The sequence below is a fragment of the Paraflavitalea soli genome, assembly GCF_003555545.1.
GTDB classification, from domain to species: domain Bacteria; phylum Bacteroidota; class Bacteroidia; order Chitinophagales; family Chitinophagaceae; genus Paraflavitalea; species Paraflavitalea soli.
On sequence record NZ_CP032157.1, the window covers coordinates 5306960 to 5327622 of the forward strand.

Genomic DNA, 20663 nt, shown 5'->3' on the forward strand with positions numbered 1-20663 from the left:
TTATAATCCGTATTTATCAACAAGATAGATCAATGCGGCCATATTGACAGCACCCAGTTCCAACTCCCTTTTGTTGACGGCTTCAAAAACATCACTCCGGGCATGGTGGATATCAAAATACCGCTGTGAGTCGGGCTGTAATCCCGCCAGTGGTGTTTGGAAGGTTCTGTTCAACGGACCGATATCAGCGCCACCGCCACCCATGTTCAGCTCATGTACACCATAGGGTGTAAAGAGGGGCGCCCACTGGCGTATTTTGGTCAATTGGTCGGCGGAGACGGTAAAACCAAATCCCCGGGGTGTGAATCCACCGGCATCGCTTTCGAGGGCGAAATAATGCTGCTCTCCTTTTGCTTTGGCCTCTTCCGCATATTTAGTACCACCCCGCAAGCCATTTTCCTCGTTGGCAAATAAGACGATGCGGATAGTACGTTTGGGTCTATACCCGATAGCCTTGAGGGCGCGCAATACCTCGATGGATTGCACACAGCCGGCGCCGTCATCATGGGCGCCTTCTGCAGGGTCCCAGGAATCAAGGTGCCCGCCTATGGTAATGATCTGTTCGGGAAATTCAGTGCCCTTCCATTCGCCGATCACATTGTGGCCCACGGTATCGGGCAGCATTTTGGCCATGGTTTTTATAAACACACTGGTATTTTTATTGGCGCCGATGAGGGAGGCCAGTCTATCGGCATCTATCAAGCCCAGTGCGGCAGCAGGGATCTTCGGAAAAGAATCATTGTAATTGGTACCGCCGGTATGGGGGTTGTTGTCGGCGGCATTGCTCATGGAACGGACCAATACGGCCACTGCGCCATATTTTGCCGCCCGGCTGGGACCCTGGCCGCGGTATTTACCGGCATCGCCATAGGCCAGGAAAGTCTTTACCAGTTTATTGTTGAACTTATAATTGTAAAAAACGATCTTACCGCTGATCTCCTCTTTGCGCTGTTCCAGTTCATCAAAGTTGTTGATGAGGATCACAGGAGCTTTCACGCCTTTGGCGCCTGTACCTACAGAGCCACCCAGGGCAAGGATGTCCAGGGGCATGTTCTTAGCCGGGGCACTCGCATAAGCCTGGTCTTTTCCTCCGCGTACCCAATGGGGTACCATACACTCCTGCAACCACACTTTATCGGCACCCGATTGCTCCAGGGTCTTCTTTCCCCAGGCTTCGGCTTTGTACATACCGGGAGAACCTGCCAGGCGGGCGCCTACCTGCTTGGTGAGCACACGCAGGCTTTCATATGCTTTTCCATTTTCCAGTATCTCATCGGCTATGGCGCGTATCCGGAGGGAGTCCTCCTGTTGGGCCAGGACTGGTAAAGCGGCTGCCAATAAGCAGCAAGTGAACATTCTACGGATCATAGGTGTTAATTTGGGCTAAAGTTAATTCCAAACTAATTCATTTACCTTCACAGCCTCAAATAATTAAAGCAGCGTATGCGTATTGGTATTGTTTGTTATCCAACGTTCGGTGGTAGTGGTGTACTGGCAACAGAACTGGGGAAAGCCCTGGCAGATAAAGGCCACCAGGTACACTTTATTACGTACCAGCAACCGGTGAGATTGAGTGAGTTCAATGCTAATATATTCTACCACGAAGTGAGGGTACCGCACTATCCGTTATTTGATTATCCCCCCTATGAAACAGCGCTGGCAAGCACCATGGTCGATGTGATCGTGAACAGCAATATTGACCTGCTGCATGTGCATTATGCCGTTCCCCATGCTTCTGCGGCTTATATGGCCAAGATGATCCTGGAGAAGCAGGGAAAGAAGATACCGGTGGTCACCACGCTGCACGGTACAGATATTACGCTGGTGGGTAAAGACAAGACCTTTGCGCCGGTAGTTACTTTTTCCATCAATGAAAGTGATGCGATCACTGCAGTATCCAATAACCTGCGCGATGAAACGTATAAGAACTTCAAGATCGGTAAGGAAATAGAGGTGATCCAGAACTTTGTGGATGTAAAACGGTTCAATAAAAAACCGATCGATGCATTCCGTCGGGTGATTGCTCCCAATGGAGAGAAGATCTTACTGCATGCCTCTAACTTCCGGAAGTTAAAGCGTGTGCAGGATGTGGTATTGATATTTGCTGAAACGGTAAAGAAAGTGCCCAGCAAATTATTGTTTGTAGGGGATGGCCCGGAACGTCCGGCTGCGGAGAGCCTATGCCGTGAACTGGGCATCTGCGATGAAACGCGGTTTGTAGGAAAACAAGAACAGATGGAAGATATATTGGCGATTGCCGATCTGTTCCTGCTTACTTCCGACTATGAAAGCTTTGGCCTGGCAGCGCTGGAAGCCATGGCAGCGGGTGTGCCGGTCATTTCTACGAATGCGGGTGGTTTGCCGGAGATCAATGTACATGGACAAACGGGCTACCTGGCTAATGTGGGAGACGTAAACACCATGGGCAGGTATGCGATAGAACTCTTATCAGACGCTGAGAAATTACAGCAGTTTAAACTCAATGCGGCAGCCCATGCCCGCCTGTTCGATATTGACAGGATCGTACCTCAGTATGAGGCCTTATACAATCGGTTTCTGTAGATCGCTGAACGTTCCTTACAAAGAAAAACCCCGCTGCGGGCGGGGTTAAATATCATCGTCTCCTGATCCAGGGCTCGGGATCGAGGTTGCGGGTATCCTGCATTAACACAAATTCGATCTCCCCATTTCCTTCGCTATTGGAAGCTGCTTTACCCAGCACCTGGCCGGCTTTTACCTGTTGGTTCCTGCCCACTGTCACGGAATTGAGGTTGCTATAAGTAGTAAAGTATTTACCGTGTCGCACAAATACAGCACTGCTGCCATCTACTTCGAATACGGAAATAACTTCTCCGTCAAATACAGCTTTTACTGCCGCCCCCTCTTCTGTTTCGAGGGTAAGGCCCGGATTATTGCCGGTAATTTTCAACTCAGCAATCCGGTAAGGACCAAAATGGATCTTGATCTGGCCTTTGTCTACTGGCCAGGGCAGTTTACCACGGTTCTTTTCAAAATTATCGGAGATCAACTCACCTTCCGGTGTAGCATCAAACACGCTTTTTGATTTGACGGGCGCTGGTTTGGCAGGCGTATTGTTAGCTGCGGTAGTATTGGGGTTGGGACTGGTAGTAGCGGGGTTGGCAGCTGCTTTCTTAGCAGCAGCTGCTGCTGCGGCAGCCTCTTCTTTTTCCCGGCGTTTTGCTTCAGCCCGTGCTTTATCGGCCTCCCGGCGGATAGCTGCCATGATACCGTCGCGCAGTTTTTTATCTGCCCGTTGCTTATCGGTAAGCTCTTTGGTCAATTCCCGCTCGCGGGTCTTCAGCTTATTTACGATCTCATCTTTTTCTTTACGTTCTTCCACCAGCACTACTTTTTCCTTTTGCTGTTCTACCAGGGCATCGCTTTTGCGCTTTTGGGTAGTTTCCAGCCCGGTGATCTTTCCCTGCAGCAACAACTGGGTGTTTTTAATAGAAGTAGCCTGCTGTTCGCGATACTGGCGGTAGGACTTCAGGTACTCGATCCGCTTCAATGCATCGTTGAAACTGGCGGCAGAGAATATGAAGTTCAGGAAGTCATAGTTGCTGCGGTTCTTATAGGCATATACCACGCTTTTTTCGTACTGGGTCTTCAAGGTATCGAGTTCCTGCTTCAGGCGGGTGATCTCGTTGCGCGACTGGCTGATATTGTTCTGGATCACATTGATCTGATCATTGATGTTGTTGATGGCCTGCTCGCGAAGGCGCAACTTTTTTGTAATGAGGGATAACTGACCCAGACCGGCTTTTTTATTTTTCTTCGTATCGTTCAAAGACTGCTTCAATTCATCTATTTCACGTTGAATATCAGCCTGTTTCTTTTTCAGGTCATCACTGGTTTGTGCCAGCAGGGAGCCGGAAAAAGCGAGGATCAGGAAACAGGAAAATAGTGTTTTGAGCATGTCGGAACTTTTTACACGTTAAAAAAGCGGTTATACCAGGCTACAATCTATACAGCAACGCCCGGGGATGCCTAAAGATTGTATATCTATAACGTTTATTGACGTTTATAATTTTTCGGAATAGGGAACGGAAAGCTTAATTGTTCGTTAATAAAATCAAACTGCTTGAATTGGAGCTCTACCTCGAGCTTCGATTTTTCAGATACCACGATCTTGCGGTATTTGGCAAAATTGATCCCATTCTTAGCCTCATAATCGCCATAAGTGATATCACAGGTACGGGCCCTTATCACATCCACATCGTCCAGCTTGCTGTGCTGGGGGGCATAATCGTTCCTGAATACAGTAAGAAAATGCTTGAAAAGAGCACCTACGCTCATCAGGGAAATGGTCTTTTCTTCGTTTTTATAAGATACAATATTGCTATCCAGGTATATGGGATTGCCCATAAACAGGTCCTGCATTTCCTTAAAAGAGAAGGGGATCTTGGTGACCTCCTGGAGGTATTCGATAGACCGCAGTTGAACGAGCTTGTCCATTTTGTACAGCACTTTCACACTATCCTTTGTCACCATGGCCCTTAGCGCTTCTCCAATAATGGTGTTGACAATGATCCAGATAGCGCTATCCTTCTGCAGCCTCACATTGGCGGTAAAATCGAGTTTCTTGCCGTCAGCTCCTTTATAATCTACTTTCACTTTGGCCGTCATGGAGCGGAAATTGCTGATGCGGTTGTTTTGAACAGCCTGGAAAACCTGCTGTATGTATTTGGTAGAATCGACCTTTCTGTCTACTTCCGGCACCACTACTACTACGGTAGTATCCTTTTTGGTAATTGCGGTCTGGATCTTCCTGGTAGACCGGCAACTACTCGCCTGGATGGCTACAATCAGCACGGCCAACAGCCCTAACCATTTGATATATGTCATATTATATATAGTTCAGAAAACAGGTTATCAGGACTTACCGGTGTGACCAAAACCGCCGGCATTACGCTCTGTCACGCCGATCTCAGTTACGGGCACCCAGGCTACCTGGCCCACGCTGTGCACCACCATTTGGGCAATGCGGTCGCCATGCTGAATGGTTTGTGGCTCGTGCGACAGGTTGATCAGGATAACCTTGACCTCACCCCGGTAATCAGCATCAATGGTGCCAGGCGAATTTAAGCAGGTAAGGCCTTGTTTGATGGCAAGCCCGCTGCGTGGTCTCACCTGCGCTTCATAACCATCGGGCAGTTCGATGAACAGACCGGTGGGAATTAAAGAACGCTCAAGGGATTGAAGTACTATGGGCGCTTCCAGGTTGGCCCGCAGGTCCATACCAGCCGACCCGGCTGTACTGTATTCGGGTAAAGGATTGGACGATTGATTGATAATCTTTACTTGAATTTTTGGCATGGCGCAAAGGTAAAGGATTTAGGATTTTTGCAGCAGTACATTGGCATAGGCCACCAATCCCTCTTCCCGCCCCACAAATCCCATCTGTTCGGTGGTGGTGGCTTTTACAGAAACATCCTCTTCTGTAATTTCAAGGATGGCTGCTATCACCTTGCGCATTTCCCCCGAATACTTCTTGATCTTGGGTGCTTCCAGGCATATGGAAGAATCCACATTTACTACTTTGTAATTTTTTGCTTTGATCAGGGTATAGGTATGTTGGAGCAGGATCTTGCTGTCAATATCCTTATAGGCCAGATCGGTATTGGGAAAATGAATACCAATATCTCCCAATGCCAATGCACCCAGCAGTGCATCACAGATAGCATGCAGCAATACATCAGCATCACTATGCCCCAGGGCGCCCTTGTGATGGGGAATGTTTACACCACCTATCCATAATTGCCTGCCCTCAACCAACTGATGAAAATCTATGCCAAAACCTATACGGAACATGAATTTGAGGATTAGTTAATTTGAAAAATTGATAATGCCCGAAGGTTATGGTTCAACATTCTGTGCCAAACCGCTGCCCCGGCCTTTCCATTGTCGCAATAAAAAAGCGCTCCGGAGTCCGGAGCGCTTCAAATATATTCAATAAATAGCAGCTGCGCTTAATTGCCTGTGGTACTGCCACTATTATCCAGGTCAAATACCAATCCAAAACGAAGGGTATTAGACAATGGATTTCTATTTACACCAGAACCTGAAGGTACCAGGTAAGAGAAGTTAAGACCAAATACGTTGTATTTAAGGCCCAGGCCCACTGTGAAATATTTGCGGTTACCCTTATCCTTATCTTCATAAAAATAACCTGCCCGTACAAAGAACTGGTCATTGTAGCTATATTCAGCTCCCAAGGATACCTGGAACTCTTTCAGCTCTTCACTGAAACCACCGGGTGCATCGCCAAAAGAACTGAACCAGCTGCCAACGGCGCCCTTATCTCTGTATTTAGCAACGAGGATAGTATTTACGCTATCATCATAATTGGAATTACCTGTATTGCTAAATTGAGGTGGTGTAGGTACCAACAGTTTGTGGATGTCAACACCAAACTGGATCTTATTGGTCTCATCGATCGCAGCTGTATAGGTAGTACCGAGGCTCAGGTTAGCAGGAATATAATCCCTTTGTTGTGCATCATTGGTATAACCAACTTTGCCACCCAGGTTACTTAGCACAGCGCCGAATGCCCAGCCATTACCTGACTCACGAACACCATTATAGTAAAAAGAAAGATCACCGGCTACTGTGCTACCTGCTTTATAAGCGGTACCTGTAGAAGGGGCGCCTGCAGCCAGATTGGAATTGATATAACGTAATGCTATACCAAGACCGATCTTATCTGATAATTTACGGGAATAACCAACATCCACACCAAACTCACGTGGACGGCCATCGCCCCAATAATCACCATTGGGGTTGGTAAATTGAATATTACCAAGGCTAAAGTACCTGACGGAAGCAGATATGGCCTGAAATTCATCCAGCTTATAATAACCGGCTAAAGCCAACAGGTATACATCATTCAGTCCAAGGTCTTTTAACCAGGGAGTATACGTGAGGCCAACACTAAAATTTTTCTGGGCAAAGGGTGTTTTAGCGAGATTCCAGAAGGCAGAATTAGCATCAGGAGAGGTAGCTACACCAAGATCACCCATACCACCGGCCCTTGCATCAGGGGATATCCGTAAGAAGGGAACAGCCGTAGTGACCACATTGATGGGCTGTGTATCCTGAGCAGTCAAAGAATTCAACCCCGCCATTAACATTAAAGCAGCAGTCAGTTTAAAGGTCTTTCGTTTCATACATGAGTATTTGTCTTGTTTTAAGGAATTTCGCCGACAGCAAATGCGATCAATAATTACAATAAAAAGAATCAGGTTCGGATTGTGCTAGTTTTGGCAAGATGGCCTTGCTGAGGCGAATAAAACTTTAAGAGTAGAATATCAAATCAATAGGCGGTTGAAATATGAGTGCCAAAAATACAAATACTAATTACAATATAAACAATTTTTCTAGTTTTTGGGCGGATTTACCGTCCATTGTTTGTACCCGTAACCGGTAAATGTATACCCCGCGACCGATTTTACTTCCATATTCATCGCGCCCATCCCATTCCACCTCACTCGAACGGTTGCCAGGTGAAAATATTGTACGCCGTATGGTCTTCACCAATTTACCGGTTACGGTAAATACCTGAATATCCACGTATAATTCCTCACCCGGTCGGTTATGCTCAAACCAGAAAACGGTGCGGGTTGTGAACGGATTCGGGTAGTTCAATACATGTTCCAGCGATAAATTCTGCTGGTTGAGCACCCTGAACTCAAGGGTTACCTCATTGGAATTATTGGCTGCATCCCATGCCTTAATAGTAAGGGTATGAGGACCTTCTGTTAATCCCGGCAACTGAAAACGTACCGTTCCTTTCCGGAAATTGTCCAGGTCGCTTTCATAAAAATCATTTAATATGAATGATTGCTGCTGATTGTGATCCAGTATGGCAACGAGGTCATGACCAATTCCTGTGCCCATAATATTGATGCCGGAAGAATCGGCCAGCTTTACCAGCAAAATCGGTCTGTCATTACTGATACTACCGCTAATAAATTTTTCATCATTGAGGTAAGCCCTGATCTGCGGGCCTTCCCGGTCGGAAGTGCTATCACCCGATCCTCCCACAATTATATTAGTAAAAGCGCCATTGCCATCCACCTTTCCATTATCTGTATAGTAACTGATCTTACCGTTGCCAAATTGATAGTTTATGTCTTTAGGAACCACAAACCGAACGGTGAACTGGCCATTATTGACCTTGGCTTTGCCTTTAAAAAGGGTGTTTTTTTGCAGCTGAAAAGCCACCGGCTGGCTGCCGGGATCATTGCCCAGGGTATTTATATTTTGAGCTTTGTCAAATACAGTGGCATTGACGGTGCCATTAAAATCATTTAATAACTGGCCGCTGGCATCTGTAACCTGTCCGCTAATAGTGTATTCGGTGAGGGCCTTGAGGGTATCGGGCCTGGCGGCTACCGGCACACTATTAATAGTAGTGGTTTGCACGGTGTGGACAGGAAAGGCCAGGGTCATGGCCGGATCTCCCAGCAAGGTGAATTTGCGGTTATTGATCACATCGCCGGAAAGAGTATAAGTAACGTTTTTAGCCCTCCGCACAGCTTCCCCCAGGGAAAGGTAATGGCCGTCTGGCTGCTTTTGTAAAGCCGTTTCCACATAATTTTTGTTCATGACGCGGTTACTGAAAGCAAACACCAGCCGGGTAGTGGTCATGAGTGCTATAGCCCCTGTTTTTTCCCGTAGTAAGAGGTTTTCACCGATAGAACTGATCAGGGGATTATCGTAGGGGGCCACATCGCAGGTGGCGGTAATAAATAAGGGCAGCTTATCGGCATTATTAAAGGTGTTGATAATATCCTGGTCCAGCACCACCTCTTCTGCCAACCTTCGATACCCTCCATGCCCGCTGTAGTTCCAGATAAGGGTTCCACTGAAAAGCTGGTTGCTGATGGCGAGGTTTACATCCGGGTAACGGCTTCCCCCCGCCCCACTTTCCTGGTGAAAAGCATCGAGGTAGATCTTCCCGGTATTAAATACCGGCGCCACTGCTGCCGCTGACTGTGTAATGATCTCAGCATCCTGCAGATGGAGGTTATTATCCTCATCATCCGCCACAAAACTGAGCTCATTGCGCCAGGCGCCCAGGCTTTTAGGCTGGTGGTAGCCTATGATCTTATCTATTATGGCCTGGGCCTCCCGTTCGTGGCGGGCAGGAATGCGGCCGATACCTATATCCAGCAGGTAGGTACCCGTGCCATTGATATCGTCTCCGTCATCGAGCAGGCCAAAAAAGTCATCGGAGGTATAAGTAGCCAGGGGGTCCAGTGACGCAGGGCTCTCCCAGGCCGGCACCAGGTTGGTATTGTTGGTGATCCTTGCCTTATAATCAAAGGAGGCATCCCCCAATAGCAATAAATATTTAGCCCGTTTGGTACTATCGCCTCCAGCCCGGTCGTAGTACATCTTTACATAATCACGGATGGCCACCGGATCGGGTGTGCCGGAAGAGAATTCATTGAAAACCTGCTCAGCAGTGACAACTGTCACCCTCAGATGGTGGTTCTGCGTGTGAAACTGTGCCAGCCGCTGCGCCTGCGCCAGCAAAGAAGTATGGGTTACAATAATAAGATCAGTCAACACCTGATTGTGGAGATTCTGGTTGGGCACCCTGCCCAAGGCCATTGGCGTCAATAACGCACTGGAACTGAATGCGACATACTCTCTTAATACACTGCAATCGTTAACAAACCGCAGGTCGGCGCCATTGGGCAATACCTGCATCTGCACGGGCGCCAGCGGGTTGGTCACTTCCCAAACCCTGGTGGCAACTGTTCCGCCCCTAATAGTAAAATTGCCCACATTCCCCCCGGCCACACTGTTCCAGTCGCGGAACAACAATTGGTTGTTTCCCGTAATAACCAGGTTGCGCCTGGTAAATAGCTCCAGCCAATCCAGCCATCCCTGGGCATTGGCGCTGCCAGGAGTATAGTCGAACCGCACGGCCAATTCATTTTGTATAGCAGTAAAAGTTCCGGAGGATGCTACCGTGCGGGCAAACTGGTCGTAGGGGCCGGTGGCCACCGGGGATATGTTCATAGCCAGTACAGGCTGGTTATTGATGGATATATTAAACCGGCCGGATGCGCCAAACGAACGCGCCAGACAACTGGCGGTGATCAGCCCGGGATCGGAGGTGATGGAAGACACGGGAAAGGTAAAAGTGCGGGTTTTCAATTTGCCCGGCGCATCGGCAAAATCCTCTCCAAACCATTGACGGCCACTGCTTAGCAGATTTACTGAATCCAATTCATAAAAGAATCGGTCGGAAAAAGTGGCAATGTTGATATTAGGTGAAAGAGCTGTCGTAGGCACAGGGATCCGTTTACCGGCTCCCCCGATGGTGAGGTAATAAAATGACTGTTCGCTGTACACATTTTTCTGGTGGGAAAAACGTCTGTTGGCCGGATCACTGGTCCAGTGGTGAGGCCCCTCTGCATAGAACAGCAGGTAATCGGCGCCATTAAGCAAGCCATCTCCCCCATCTTCTACCCAGATAGCATTTTCCAGGAGGTCGTCTACCCGGGGCCCGTTGGCTTGTTCCGGAAGCATTTGCCCCCCGTTTCCAAACAATCTTATGGAAGCAGACGATAAGGAGGCTGTATTGATGCCCAGGGAAGCCAGGAAAGGGAGGTCAATTTTGTAGACGCCGGGACCCGTAACAGCTATTTTATACCAGTTCCCAACCGCCAGTACGGATTGTCCCGTATATGATCTTTGACCGGATGCAGGTAATGCTCCGGTTAGCACGGTTATTGCCAATAGGAAGGGGATGATACAAGGACGGCCCATCGCTTCAAAAATAGCTCATTTTAAAGGTAATAAGTGTTACAGAAAAAGCTTGATTACATGAAAGTAGCTATATTCGCCATCCGTCAGCCCTGTGGATAAACAGCCGGAAAAACTGTACAATATTTGCTTTAAAAGCACGTTTAACTTAATTGAACCAAAGGCAAAAGTTATCAAAATGAATCTGAAAAACCTATTTATCCTGCTCTCCTGCACTGCAGCAGTGTCTTCCTGCAAAAACGGAGGCCTATTCGGCAAAAAGCAGGAAAAATCCGACGTTACGGGATGGAATTACAATGATAAGAATATGGGCGGCTACCAGGTGTCCCGTGAAAAAGAACAGCGTACCGGCCCCGGCCTGGTCTTTGTTCAGGGTGGTACCTTTCAGATGGGAGCTGTAGAAGAAGATGTTATGGGCGATTGGAACAATATCCCCAGCCGTAAAACAGTCAACTCATTTTACATTGACCGTACAGAGGTAGCCAATATCCACTACCGTGAATACCTGTACTGGATCAACAATGTCTTTGATGCAGATGAATACAAAGCGGTACGCGAAGGAGCACTGCCCGATACCCTGGTATGGCGTAGTGAGCTGGGTTACAATGAGCCGATGGTGGAGTATTATTTCCGCCACCCTTCTTACAACTACTACCCCGTAGTAGGTGTAACCTGGAGACAGGCGCACGATTTCTGCCTTTGGCGTAGTGACAGGGTGAATGAAAAAGCCTTGTTGGATAAAGGATTCGTAAATAAGAACAGCTTCAAGAATATTTCCGGCCAGGGTGCTGAGTCTTTCAATACCAAAGCGTATTTGTTAGGTCTTACCACACCTACACCCGGCAACAGCGTTCGTTCTAAAAAGAACCCGCTGAAAAATCCCAATGGTACCCCTCGTACTACGGTAACTTTTGAAGATGGTATCCTGTTGCCCTCTTACCGCCTGCCTACAGAAGCAGAATGGGAATATGCGGCACTGGCCCTCGTAGGTCAAAACCCCTCTCCCAGTAAGAAAGAAGGCAAACGTGGTGAGGAGTTAATTACCAACAAACAGGTTTATTCCTGGAGCCAAAACGTAAATGGCTTGCGTGATAATCGCCGCGGTAGCTGGCAAGGTACATTCCTCGCTAACTTCAAACGTGGTAATGGTGATAACATGGGTGTGGCCGGCGGCTTGAATGACCGTGCGGTATATACTGCCCCTGTTAACTCTTTCTTCCCGAATGCTTTTGGTTTATATAATATGGCCGGCAACGTGAACGAGTGGGTAGAAGACGTTTATCGTCCTTTATCTTCGGTTGACCAGGACGACGTAGCTCCTTTCCGTGGTAACTACTTCCAGAACGACGCCAAGAATAAAGATGGCGAGTTCGAAAAAGACAGCCTTGGCCGTGTAAAAAGAGTGTATGTAACTGATGAGGAAAGCAAAGGCCGTCGTAACTACCAAAAAGGTAATGTGATCAACTACCTCGATGGTGACTCACTGGTAAGTGGTGTTACCTATGGTACTACCGATCCTGCAGAGAACCTGAAGAATGGCGGTCGCGGATACGGCTTTACTACTTTGATCAGTGATAAATCACGGGTTATTAAAGGTGGTAGCTGGAACGATCGTCCTTACTACCTGTCTCCCGGCACACGTCGCTTCCTGGAAGAAGACCAGGGTAGCAGCACTGTAGGTTTCCGTTGCGCTATGGACCGCGTAGGCAGTCCCGAAGGTAATGGCCGTAAAACCGGTATCGATTATCCGCAAAGAAGACAGAACACCAGAAAGAGATAATTTTGCAATCATATTTACTAAGGAGCCATTCGATAATATCGGATGGCTTTTTTTTAGCCCTATATTTGTCCTATGACCATTGAGCAACTGTATACCATATTCCAGCAATACCCTTCTGTACAAACCGATACGCGCGCTTTAAAAGCCGGTGATTTATTCTTTGCGCTGAAAGGGCCCAATTTCAATGCTAACCAGTTTGCCGAAAAAGCTCTGGCTGCCGGCGCTGCTTATGCAGTGGTAGACGAACCACCTGCTGCAGCCAATGACAGGATCATTGTAGTAAAAGACGTGTTGGATACATTGCAACAACTGGCTAAATTCCATCGCCGGCAATTCAATATCCCTTTTATCGCTATTACAGGCAGCAATGGCAAAACCACCACCAAAGAGCTGGTGAGTACTGTATTGTCTGCTACTTATAAAACCTATACAACCCAGGGCAATCTGAATAACCATATAGGCGTGCCACTCACCATACTGCGGGTACAAAAAGATGCTGAAATGGCCGTGATTGAAATGGGCGCCAATCACCAGCAGGAGATCGCCGGTTACTGTGCATATACCTTGCCCACGCACGGCATCATTACCAATGCGGGCAAAGCGCACCTGGAAGGATTTGGAGGGGTGGAAGGCGTACGTAAAGGCAAAGGAGAGCTGTACGATTATTTACGCGCTCATGACGGTACGGCCTTTGTCATGTGGGATTACGATTACCTGCAAAACATGAGTAAAGGAATACCAACTATTATAAAGTATGGTACCGAAAGCGGCGATGTTACCGGCCAGCTATTGCAAAGTGAACCCTTTCTCTCAGTAGGCGTTACTTCAGGTGAACCGTTTACCATCCAAACACAGTTGGTAGGAGCTTATAACTTACCCAATGTATTGGTGGCTGTTACAGTAGGAAAACACTTTAAGGTGGCCGATGGATTGATCAAAAAGGCCATCGAAAGCTATGCTCCTTCCAATAGTCGCTCCCAGTTGATAGAAAAGGGCGACAACAAATTTATATTGGATGCTTACAATGCCAATCCCAGCAGCATGAAAGCGGCTATTGAGAATTTCGCTGCTATCCAGGCCGATCATAAAGTATTAATGCTGGGAGCCATGGCCGAGCTGGGCCCGGAAAGCCTGCAGGAACATGAGCAGATTGTGTCCCTTATTCAAAAGTTTGCCTGGAAAGCCGTAGTATTGGTAGGCGGCGATTTTATGAAAATTGACCACCCCTTTATCAAAAAAGAAAATGCCTTACAGGCAGGTGAATGGTTCCGGGCGCAAGCATTTCACCACAGCTTTTTCCTGATCAAGGGATCCCGGAGCATGCAAATGGAAAAGGTACTGAGCGAAACAGGTGCTAGCCATTAGGCTTTAGCTGTTTGCCCATGCGCTCGAAGTTTGAGATAAGATGCAGCTGAGCAAGTTGCTCTATCATCTGTTGCTTACATACTTCTTTTTCCTGCAGCAAGGCGGACCGCCAGGATCGTAAAGCCCCTCTTTCAGCTTCGGGCAAGGAGTCGATGATGCTATCAGATAAGAAAGAGAGTGCAAGACAGCGGTCATTAAAATCACCCAGCATAGCAGCTGTATCATTTAAGCACTTCTCACTTCTCCAGGCTGTTACCGGAAATGATATGCCCCAGTCGCTATCGAATATCCGGATGTTATAAATAATATCTTTCAGCTGCTTGCGTATTGTATGCAGTTCTTTATCCTTTTCCAGGGCGAGTAGAATAATCTGTACAGCGGCTACCTTACGATGAATGAATTTGCGTATAGCTACATCTTCCAAATAGGCGGGCAACTCTTGTGTTATATGTTCAATGACCTTACCTGCCTTCAGGTGCTCAATGGTGGTCACCAGTGTTTCTTTGGCTTTAAATAATCGCTGGTGCAGGTATTGCAGGTATTCCGGAACAGTAACGGATTCTTTTTCGGCCCATACCAATGCTTGTGGCAAGAACAATTGAAGATCACGCACATGGCCGGCTGCGTGGTACACTGTCTTAATATCAGCAGGCATCGTGAGATGACGGGCAGTTCCATCCATTTGGAGCAGACGTAAAAATGCCCGCATTTTTTTATACTCCACCCGCAGATCATGGATCATTTCCGTTTCAAAAGAACCGGGAAGCTGTTCGCCATACTGTTTGATGCGCCTTCCGTGTTTCTTGATCACGGCTGCCAGGTATGCCTGCTTCATGCTGCAAGTTTCACATAAGATACGAAATTTACAGCCAGGACAAGGCTAGCATTTATCGAGCGCCTGTACTATATCCTGTATAATATCATCGGCATGCTCCAGGCCCGTGGATATCCTGATGAGCCCAGGTGTTATATTTACCGCCAGTCGCTCTTCCGGAGTAAGCTTGGCATGGGTAGTGCTGGCCGGATGGGAAGCAATACTACGGGTATCGCCCAGGTTGGCTGTTAAGGAAAGCATTTGCAGACTGTCGAGGAAACGGCGTCCACTTTCCAGGCCACCTTTCAACTCAAAACAAACTACACCACCTCCATTCTTCATTTGCTTAATGGCGATGGCGTGTTGTGGATGACTGGGCAGAAAAGGGTATTTAAGCCAGGATACTTTAGCATGACCTTCCAATGCCTTGGCCAGACGCAGGGCATTCGCAGCGTGGCGCTCCATACGCACATCAAGGGTTTCCAGGCTCTTGCTCAGTAACCAGGCATTGAAGGCTGATAAAGAAGGCCCGGTACTGCGGCAAAACAGGTAGATATCTTTTATCAGGTCGGCCCTGCCTGCAATCACCCCTCCCAATACACGTCCCTGGCCATCGATCCATTTGGTAGCTGAATGCACTACCAGGTCGGCGCCCAGGTCGATAGGACGCTGGCCAATAGGCGTAGCAAAACAGTTGTCTACATTCAGTATCAGGTTGTGCTTTTTGGCAATTGCAGCCACCATTTCCAGGTCAATGATATCCAGACCGGGGTTGGTGGGGGTTTCAATATAGATCATGCGGGTATTGGGCCTGATGGCAGCTTCCCAGGTAGCAGCGTCGGCTGCTGCACTTACATAGGAATGTTCCATACCGTATTTGGGCAGGAATTTCGTGATCACCGTGTGGGTGCTGCCGAAGATAGCATTACAGGAAAGCAGGTGGTCTCCTTTCTTCATCAGGGCCATAAAAGAAGCGAATATGGCACTCATGCCCGAAGCAGTCGCATACCCCGCTTCAGCACCTTCCAAAGCACATATCTTATCCACAAATTCTTTTACGTTGGGATTGGTGAAACGGCTGTAGATATTGTCATCCGTTTCATCAGCAAAAGCGGCCCGCATTTCTTCAGCCGTATCAAAACAAAAGCTGCTGGTGAGGAATAAAGGGCTGGAATGCTCCATTTCCGGAGTACGGTCTGTTTGGGTACGGATAGCTTTTGTAATGGGATGTTGTGACATGATATATGGCTGGTTTCTAATTGTTGATGAATGGGCTGATGCGAATGCTGTATGCGCTGCTTATTTCCCGTTTACTTTCACTGACCATTTCAGGTTACCCCCGGCACGGCGAAGTGTTTCTGCTACAGAACAATACTTATCCATGGATAGTTCGCAGGCTTTTCTCGCCTTATCGGGATCAATATCTCCCGTGAGTTCAAAAACGATGGTAATGTCCTGCCAGATGGAAGGCTCTTTGCCGGGCTCCCGCCCCCCTTCTATCTTCATGGTAAAAGCATCAACCGTTTGCCGCTGCTTTTTCAGGATGGATACGATATCAATGCCGCTGCAACTCCCTAACCCCATGAGTAACAATTGCATAGGCCTCACCCCGAAGTTAATTCCACCCGATTCCGGGCTACTGTCCGTATGCACTACGTGCCCATAGGCGTCTTTTGCAGCAAATCCAAAGTCCCCGGCTACCCTTTCTAACTCAATTTTTATCATGGCAAAGATTTTTGCAAATGTAATTCATGCAGGCATTTACTTTGCACCCTGAATTAGCTTATCGGAAGAATGAAGTATTTCCATTACAATCAGCCCTTTCCCCTGGAAAACGGCCAGTCGTTACCTGAACTCACAATTGCCTACCATACTTATGGCACACTGCGGGCAGACAGCAAAGTAGTGTGGGTATGCCATGCCCTGACAGCCAACTCAGAGGTGGCAGACTGGTGGCAAGGCGTGGTAGGGCAGGATTGCGTGATCAATCCCGACCAGTATTTTATCGTTTGCGCCAATATATTGGGCTCCTGCTACGGTACCACCGGACCGCTGAGCATGAATAAGACCACCAACACTCCTTATTATCACCAGTTTCCGCTAATCACCATACGCGATATGGTCCAGGCACACATTCTATTGCGCCGGCACCTGGGGATCAATAATATTTATCTGTTAATGGGCGGCAGCATGGGTGGCTACCAGGCCATCGAATGGAGTGTACAGGAGAAAGAGCTCATTGAGCGTTTGTTCCTGCTGGCTACCTCCCCTACAGAAAGCGCCTGGGGTATCGCCATACATGCCACCCAACGGCTGGCTATCGAAGCCGACAGCACCTGGCAGGATGCCTCTCCGCAGGCAGGCCAAAAAGGGCTCAAAGCCGCCCGCGCTATCGGTATGCTCACTTACCGCAACTATGGCATCATGGTGCAAAAACAAACCGACCCGGATACAGAAAAACTGGATCATTACAGGGCGGCCTCCTATATAAACTACCAGGGTGATAAACTGGTAAAGCGTTTCAATGCCTATAGCTACTGGTCACTTACCAAGGCTTTGGACACTCACCATTTAGGCAGGGGCCGTGGAGGTGATGCAGAAAAGATACTGCAGGGCATCCGTCAAAAGACCCTGCTTATTGGCATCAGCAGCGACATTTTATGCCCGCTGGAAGAGCAGCGGCATATGCAGGCGCATTTGCCCAATGCCACCCTGGTAGAGATAGATTCTGCTTATGGCCACGACGGCTTTATGGTAGAGGCCGGGAAAATATCACAATGCCTGCAGACCTGGTTAAATGAAGCATAACTAATACTTCCTCAAAATAAGAAGGCCCGCCACGGATATTACACCAGGCGGGCCTTTTTCATACACGTAAAATTATTTCAACAATCCATCGATCGTAATGGCTACATAATACAATCCGCCAAGGGAGGGACCACCGGCATATTGCAGGTAACGATGGTTGAGCAGATCAGTACCACCGGCCTTAATGGTGCTGTGCACCTTCGGCAAACGGTAGGTAACCTGTGCGTCAATTGTTTGATAAGCAGCTACGCTACCAGTAACCAGCGGGCTTTCCCATAAGAAAGCATCCTGCCATCTCCAGGTGATATTAAATCCAATATCCTTCGTGATGGCCCTGTTACCAAAAGACAAATTAGCTGTCCACTGGGGCGTATTAAATCCTGTTACAAAAAGATCTGGTGTCGTGTTGCCTTTGATATCATTATAGTTGAGGTTGCCCGACACAGCAAAGGTTTTGTAAAAATTATACGTTACGCCCAGGGAAGATCCATAGGTAGTATACTTATTTTTAGCATTCGTATACACCCGGTAACGGTCCTGCCCTTTACTGGCTACGGTGGCCGGAGTGGTAGGGGTGGCGGCTTTCGCCGGCTGCTCATCCCTGTTCCGGTCGATCATGGCTATCACAGCCGCATCTGACCCCACGGTTTCTCCTTTGGGAACATATACCTGCACCTGACCCAGAAAACCATCATAGATATTTGCGTACGCATCAAAATCAACCAACAGCTTATTGTTGAACAATACACTCTTATACCCTATTTCAAAGGAGTTGATCCCTTCAGGACGGCCATCAGGCAATTTAGCCACTTCCAGTAAGTTCCTATTGGCCAAAGCGGCCGCATCTGAGTTACCAGCTGCTTTTACCGCCGTGTTGAAGGCTGCAACTGACGGCTGCGTATAGCTATTCTCTCTGAACCCTAACCCTTCGTTGATGATGGGCAAAATACCTACACGTTTTACACGGCCATTGTTCACATAAGACAGTGCTTCGAACAAAGCGGGAAACCGGTAGCCCTGCTGAAAAGTAGCCCGGAAATTGTGGTGTTGATTCAAGGTGTACACAGCAGCCAGGCGCGGTGTAAACTTGGGATCAAACTCAGGATTATAATCATACCGCAGTGATCCGAATAATTTCAGCTTATCATCAAAAAAGGTCTTGGTCACCTGGGCAAACCCGCCAAACTTTTTATAATAAGTATTATCTCCATAACTGCCATTCTTATCGGGCAGGTTACGCTCAGCAATAGGCCGGTCAAAGTCAACGAAGTTGTTGCCATCGGGAATCAGTTCATATACCCTTGCATCTGCACCGATCAACAGGTCGAAGGCTTTTGTATACTTGGTCAGGTCCCATTGACCTTCTATATGGTAAACATTGCTTTTCTGGATCAGCGCTGCGCCGCCTGTTACCGGTGCATCAGGGATCAGGGATGATTTGATATCCCAGTTATTGATCCTGATGATGGAATCTTTTACCCTGTTGAACCTTTCTGTACCAGGTTCGGCCCGGCTGGCATCTGCCTGCTGTCGGGCATAGGCAGTGGCTGCCGCCAGGTTGGCAGATGTTAACTTGCCGCCATTTGCTGCAGCATATGCATTCAGGGCAGTCTTATACTTGGCGCCCCAGGCAGCACCGCTGCCACCGGTGTACAGGTCCATATTATCGGCCAATGGCTTTACATTGTACGAATCTCCAGTCCTTTCCCGGATAATATACGCCTTGATGTTATAATTGCTTCCCTTGAGTTCCAGGTGATGGTTTTGCACCACTACATTGTCCAGCTTTACCTTATTACCCCGCTGGAATACACCATCCATTTTACCTACGCGATAAGTATAGGACAGCAGGGTATTAGTATTAAGCCGGTAATGCAAAGCAAGGTCCAGCTTGAGGTTGTCTACTTTAGGATCAACCAGGTCTTTTTCCCAGTAACCGGTGCGGGCCACGGTCAACGTTCTTTTATCTACACCATCTATGGTAAGATCCGTGATAGAAACAGTGTTACTCAATTGCAATGCATCATCGCCGTATTTATTCCAGCCGTCGAAAGCGGCGTTATTAGCGCCATCCAGGGCAGGAAAACCAGGGTTGGCAGAATTCTTATTGTTGGGGTTCTGGTCCAGGCGGGTGTCGGAGATCCAATCTATACCCTGCATATAGCTGGCATTGATCTTAAAGGCAAACTTATTGTTGATGGCCTTGGCATACCTGATAGCGGTTTCCGTTAAAATACCGGCATCATGATCCCGGTTGTCAACATGGTTTATGCCGGTCTTATGATAGAAACTCAACCCCTGATTAGTGAAAGGATCTTTGGTAAGCAGATTGGCCATCCCATTGATGGCGTTCATACCATACAAAGCCGATGCGGCTCCGGGCGTGATTTCTACGCTCTGGATATCCAGTTCTGTAGGCCCAATGGCATTACCCAGGGGTACCCCCAGTGTAGCCGCCTGCATGTCTACCCCATCTACCAACTGCATAAAGCGGAAGTTATTGGGGATATTAAATCCACGGGTATTGGGCACTTTGAAGGTAAGACTGGAGGTGGTCATCTGTACCCCCTTGATATTTTCCAGGGCGTCATAAAAGCTGGGGGCAGCCGTTTGCCTGATTGCCCGGATGTCGAGCTTATCGATGGCTACCGGCGATTTCAGGATACTTTCCGGTACGCGGGAAGCAGTTACCACCACTTCATTGCCAAGATAGGTTTGCGTAGCCAGGGCGATCTGGAGATTGGATCCCAGGCTTTTTACTTCCAGTTCCTGCTCCTTAAATCCGATCGAAGAAATAACCAGTGTGAAGGGGAGTTTTGTCTTGGTACGCAGCACAAATTCACCCGTCCTGTTCGTAATAGTACCTTGAACGGTACCTTTTATCTGTATACTTACATCCGACAGGGGTTCATGTTTTTCCTGGTCGGTTACCCGGCCCGATACTTCAATAAGACTCACTTCCTGAGCGCTGGCTGACGATGCCAGGAAAAACAATGTCATGAGCAGTAAAAACGTTGGTTTCATGTTACCGTTGATGTTTGATGGTTAAAGTCTATTATTTTACTAGACTATATGTTGCTTAAAAATCCCGAT

At 47.9% G+C, this 20663-nt stretch carries 15 protein-coding genes; 4 read left to right on the forward strand and 11 right to left on the reverse strand.

What is annotated here, in order from left to right:
• The gene (locus D3H65_RS19855; RefSeq protein ID WP_119051980.1) at positions 1 to 1368 is read right to left on the reverse strand and encodes a M20/M25/M40 family metallo-hydrolase; all 1368 of its coding nucleotides are present in this window, start codon (positions 1366 to 1368) and stop codon (positions 1 to 3) included.
• Between the two features lie 75 nt (positions 1369 to 1443).
• Here D3H65_RS19855 and bshA point away from each other — a divergent pair, with 75 nt between their 5' ends.
• Positions 1444 to 2562, forward strand: a complete 1119-nt coding sequence (gene bshA, locus D3H65_RS19860; protein WP_119051981.1) for an N-acetyl-alpha-D-glucosaminyl L-malate synthase BshA — start codon at positions 1444 to 1446, stop codon at positions 2560 to 2562.
• A gap of 52 nt (positions 2563 to 2614) precedes the next feature.
• On the opposite strand, the gene D3H65_RS19865 is transcribed toward bshA, so the two are convergent.
• The 6 genes from D3H65_RS19865 to porU form a co-directional block, all read right to left on the reverse strand.
• A complete protein-coding gene (locus D3H65_RS19865; protein WP_119051982.1) occupies positions 2615 to 3937 on the reverse strand; it encodes a murein hydrolase activator EnvC family protein in 1323 nt (440 codons plus the stop codon).
• A 95-nt stretch (positions 3938 to 4032) separates the two neighbouring features.
• Positions 4033 to 4866 carry a DUF4292 domain-containing protein gene (locus tag D3H65_RS19870; RefSeq protein WP_119051983.1) on the reverse strand — a complete coding sequence of 278 codons (834 nt, stop codon included), beginning with the start codon at positions 4864 to 4866 and terminating at the stop codon, positions 4033 to 4035.
• Between the two features lie 27 nt (positions 4867 to 4893).
• Entirely contained in the window at positions 4894 to 5337 is a 444-nt protein-coding gene (gene dut, locus D3H65_RS19875; RefSeq protein WP_119051984.1) for a dUTP diphosphatase, read from the reverse strand.
• Between the two features lie 18 nt (positions 5338 to 5355).
• Positions 5356 to 5832 carry a 2-C-methyl-D-erythritol 2,4-cyclodiphosphate synthase gene (ispF, locus tag D3H65_RS19880; RefSeq protein ID WP_119051985.1) on the reverse strand — a complete coding sequence of 159 codons (477 nt, stop codon included), beginning with the start codon at positions 5830 to 5832 and terminating at the stop codon, positions 5356 to 5358.
• Positions 5833 to 5990: 158 nt separating this feature from the next.
• Positions 5991 to 7187, reverse strand: coding sequence for a type IX secretion system outer membrane channel protein PorV (gene porV / locus D3H65_RS19885; protein ID WP_119051986.1), 1197 nt, complete (start codon positions 7185 to 7187; stop codon positions 5991 to 5993).
• Positions 7188 to 7377: 190 nt separating this feature from the next.
• On the reverse strand, positions 7378 to 10806 hold the full coding sequence (porU, locus tag D3H65_RS19890; RefSeq protein ID WP_119051987.1) for a type IX secretion system sortase PorU: 3429 nt from the start codon (positions 10804 to 10806) through the stop codon (positions 7378 to 7380).
• A gap of 175 nt (positions 10807 to 10981) precedes the next feature.
• Here porU and D3H65_RS19895 point away from each other — a divergent pair, with 175 nt between their 5' ends.
• Both D3H65_RS19895 and D3H65_RS19900 read left to right on the forward strand, forming a co-directional pair.
• The gene (locus tag D3H65_RS19895; RefSeq protein ID WP_119051988.1) at positions 10982 to 12583 is read left to right on the forward strand and encodes an SUMF1/EgtB/PvdO family nonheme iron enzyme; all 1602 of its coding nucleotides are present in this window, start codon (positions 10982 to 10984) and stop codon (positions 12581 to 12583) included.
• Between the two features lie 72 nt (positions 12584 to 12655).
• Positions 12656 to 13948 (forward strand): UDP-N-acetylmuramoyl-tripeptide--D-alanyl-D-alanine ligase, encoded by a 1293-nt coding sequence (locus D3H65_RS19900; protein WP_119051989.1) that lies wholly within the window; start codon positions 12656 to 12658, stop codon positions 13946 to 13948.
• Here D3H65_RS19900 and D3H65_RS19905 read toward each other — a convergent pair.
• From D3H65_RS19905 to D3H65_RS19915, 3 genes are read right to left on the reverse strand one after another with little or no spacing between them, the layout of a single operon-like run.
• On the reverse strand, positions 13938 to 14783 hold the full coding sequence (locus tag D3H65_RS19905) for a CHAD domain-containing protein (protein ID WP_119051990.1): 846 nt from the start codon (positions 14781 to 14783) through the stop codon (positions 13938 to 13940). The genes D3H65_RS19900 and D3H65_RS19905 overlap by 11 nt on opposite strands.
• Positions 14784 to 14828: 45 nt before the next feature.
• Positions 14829 to 16001, reverse strand: coding sequence for a trans-sulfuration enzyme family protein (locus D3H65_RS19910; RefSeq protein WP_119051991.1), 1173 nt, complete (start codon positions 15999 to 16001; stop codon positions 14829 to 14831).
• Between the two features lie 60 nt (positions 16002 to 16061).
• Complete coding sequence (locus D3H65_RS19915) at positions 16062 to 16487, reverse strand: OsmC family protein (RefSeq protein WP_119051992.1); 426 nt, start codon at positions 16485 to 16487, stop codon at positions 16062 to 16064.
• A 69-nt stretch (positions 16488 to 16556) separates the two neighbouring features.
• Here D3H65_RS19915 and D3H65_RS19920 point away from each other — a divergent pair, with 69 nt between their 5' ends.
• On the forward strand, positions 16557 to 17570 hold the full coding sequence (locus D3H65_RS19920; RefSeq protein WP_119051993.1) for a homoserine O-acetyltransferase family protein: 1014 nt from the start codon (positions 16557 to 16559) through the stop codon (positions 17568 to 17570).
• A gap of 72 nt (positions 17571 to 17642) precedes the next feature.
• Here D3H65_RS19920 and D3H65_RS19925 read toward each other — a convergent pair whose 3' ends face one another.
• Positions 17643 to 20594 (reverse strand): TonB-dependent receptor, encoded by a 2952-nt coding sequence (locus tag D3H65_RS19925; RefSeq protein WP_119051994.1) that lies wholly within the window; start codon positions 20592 to 20594, stop codon positions 17643 to 17645.
• Between the last annotated feature and the right edge of the window lie 69 nt (positions 20595 to 20663).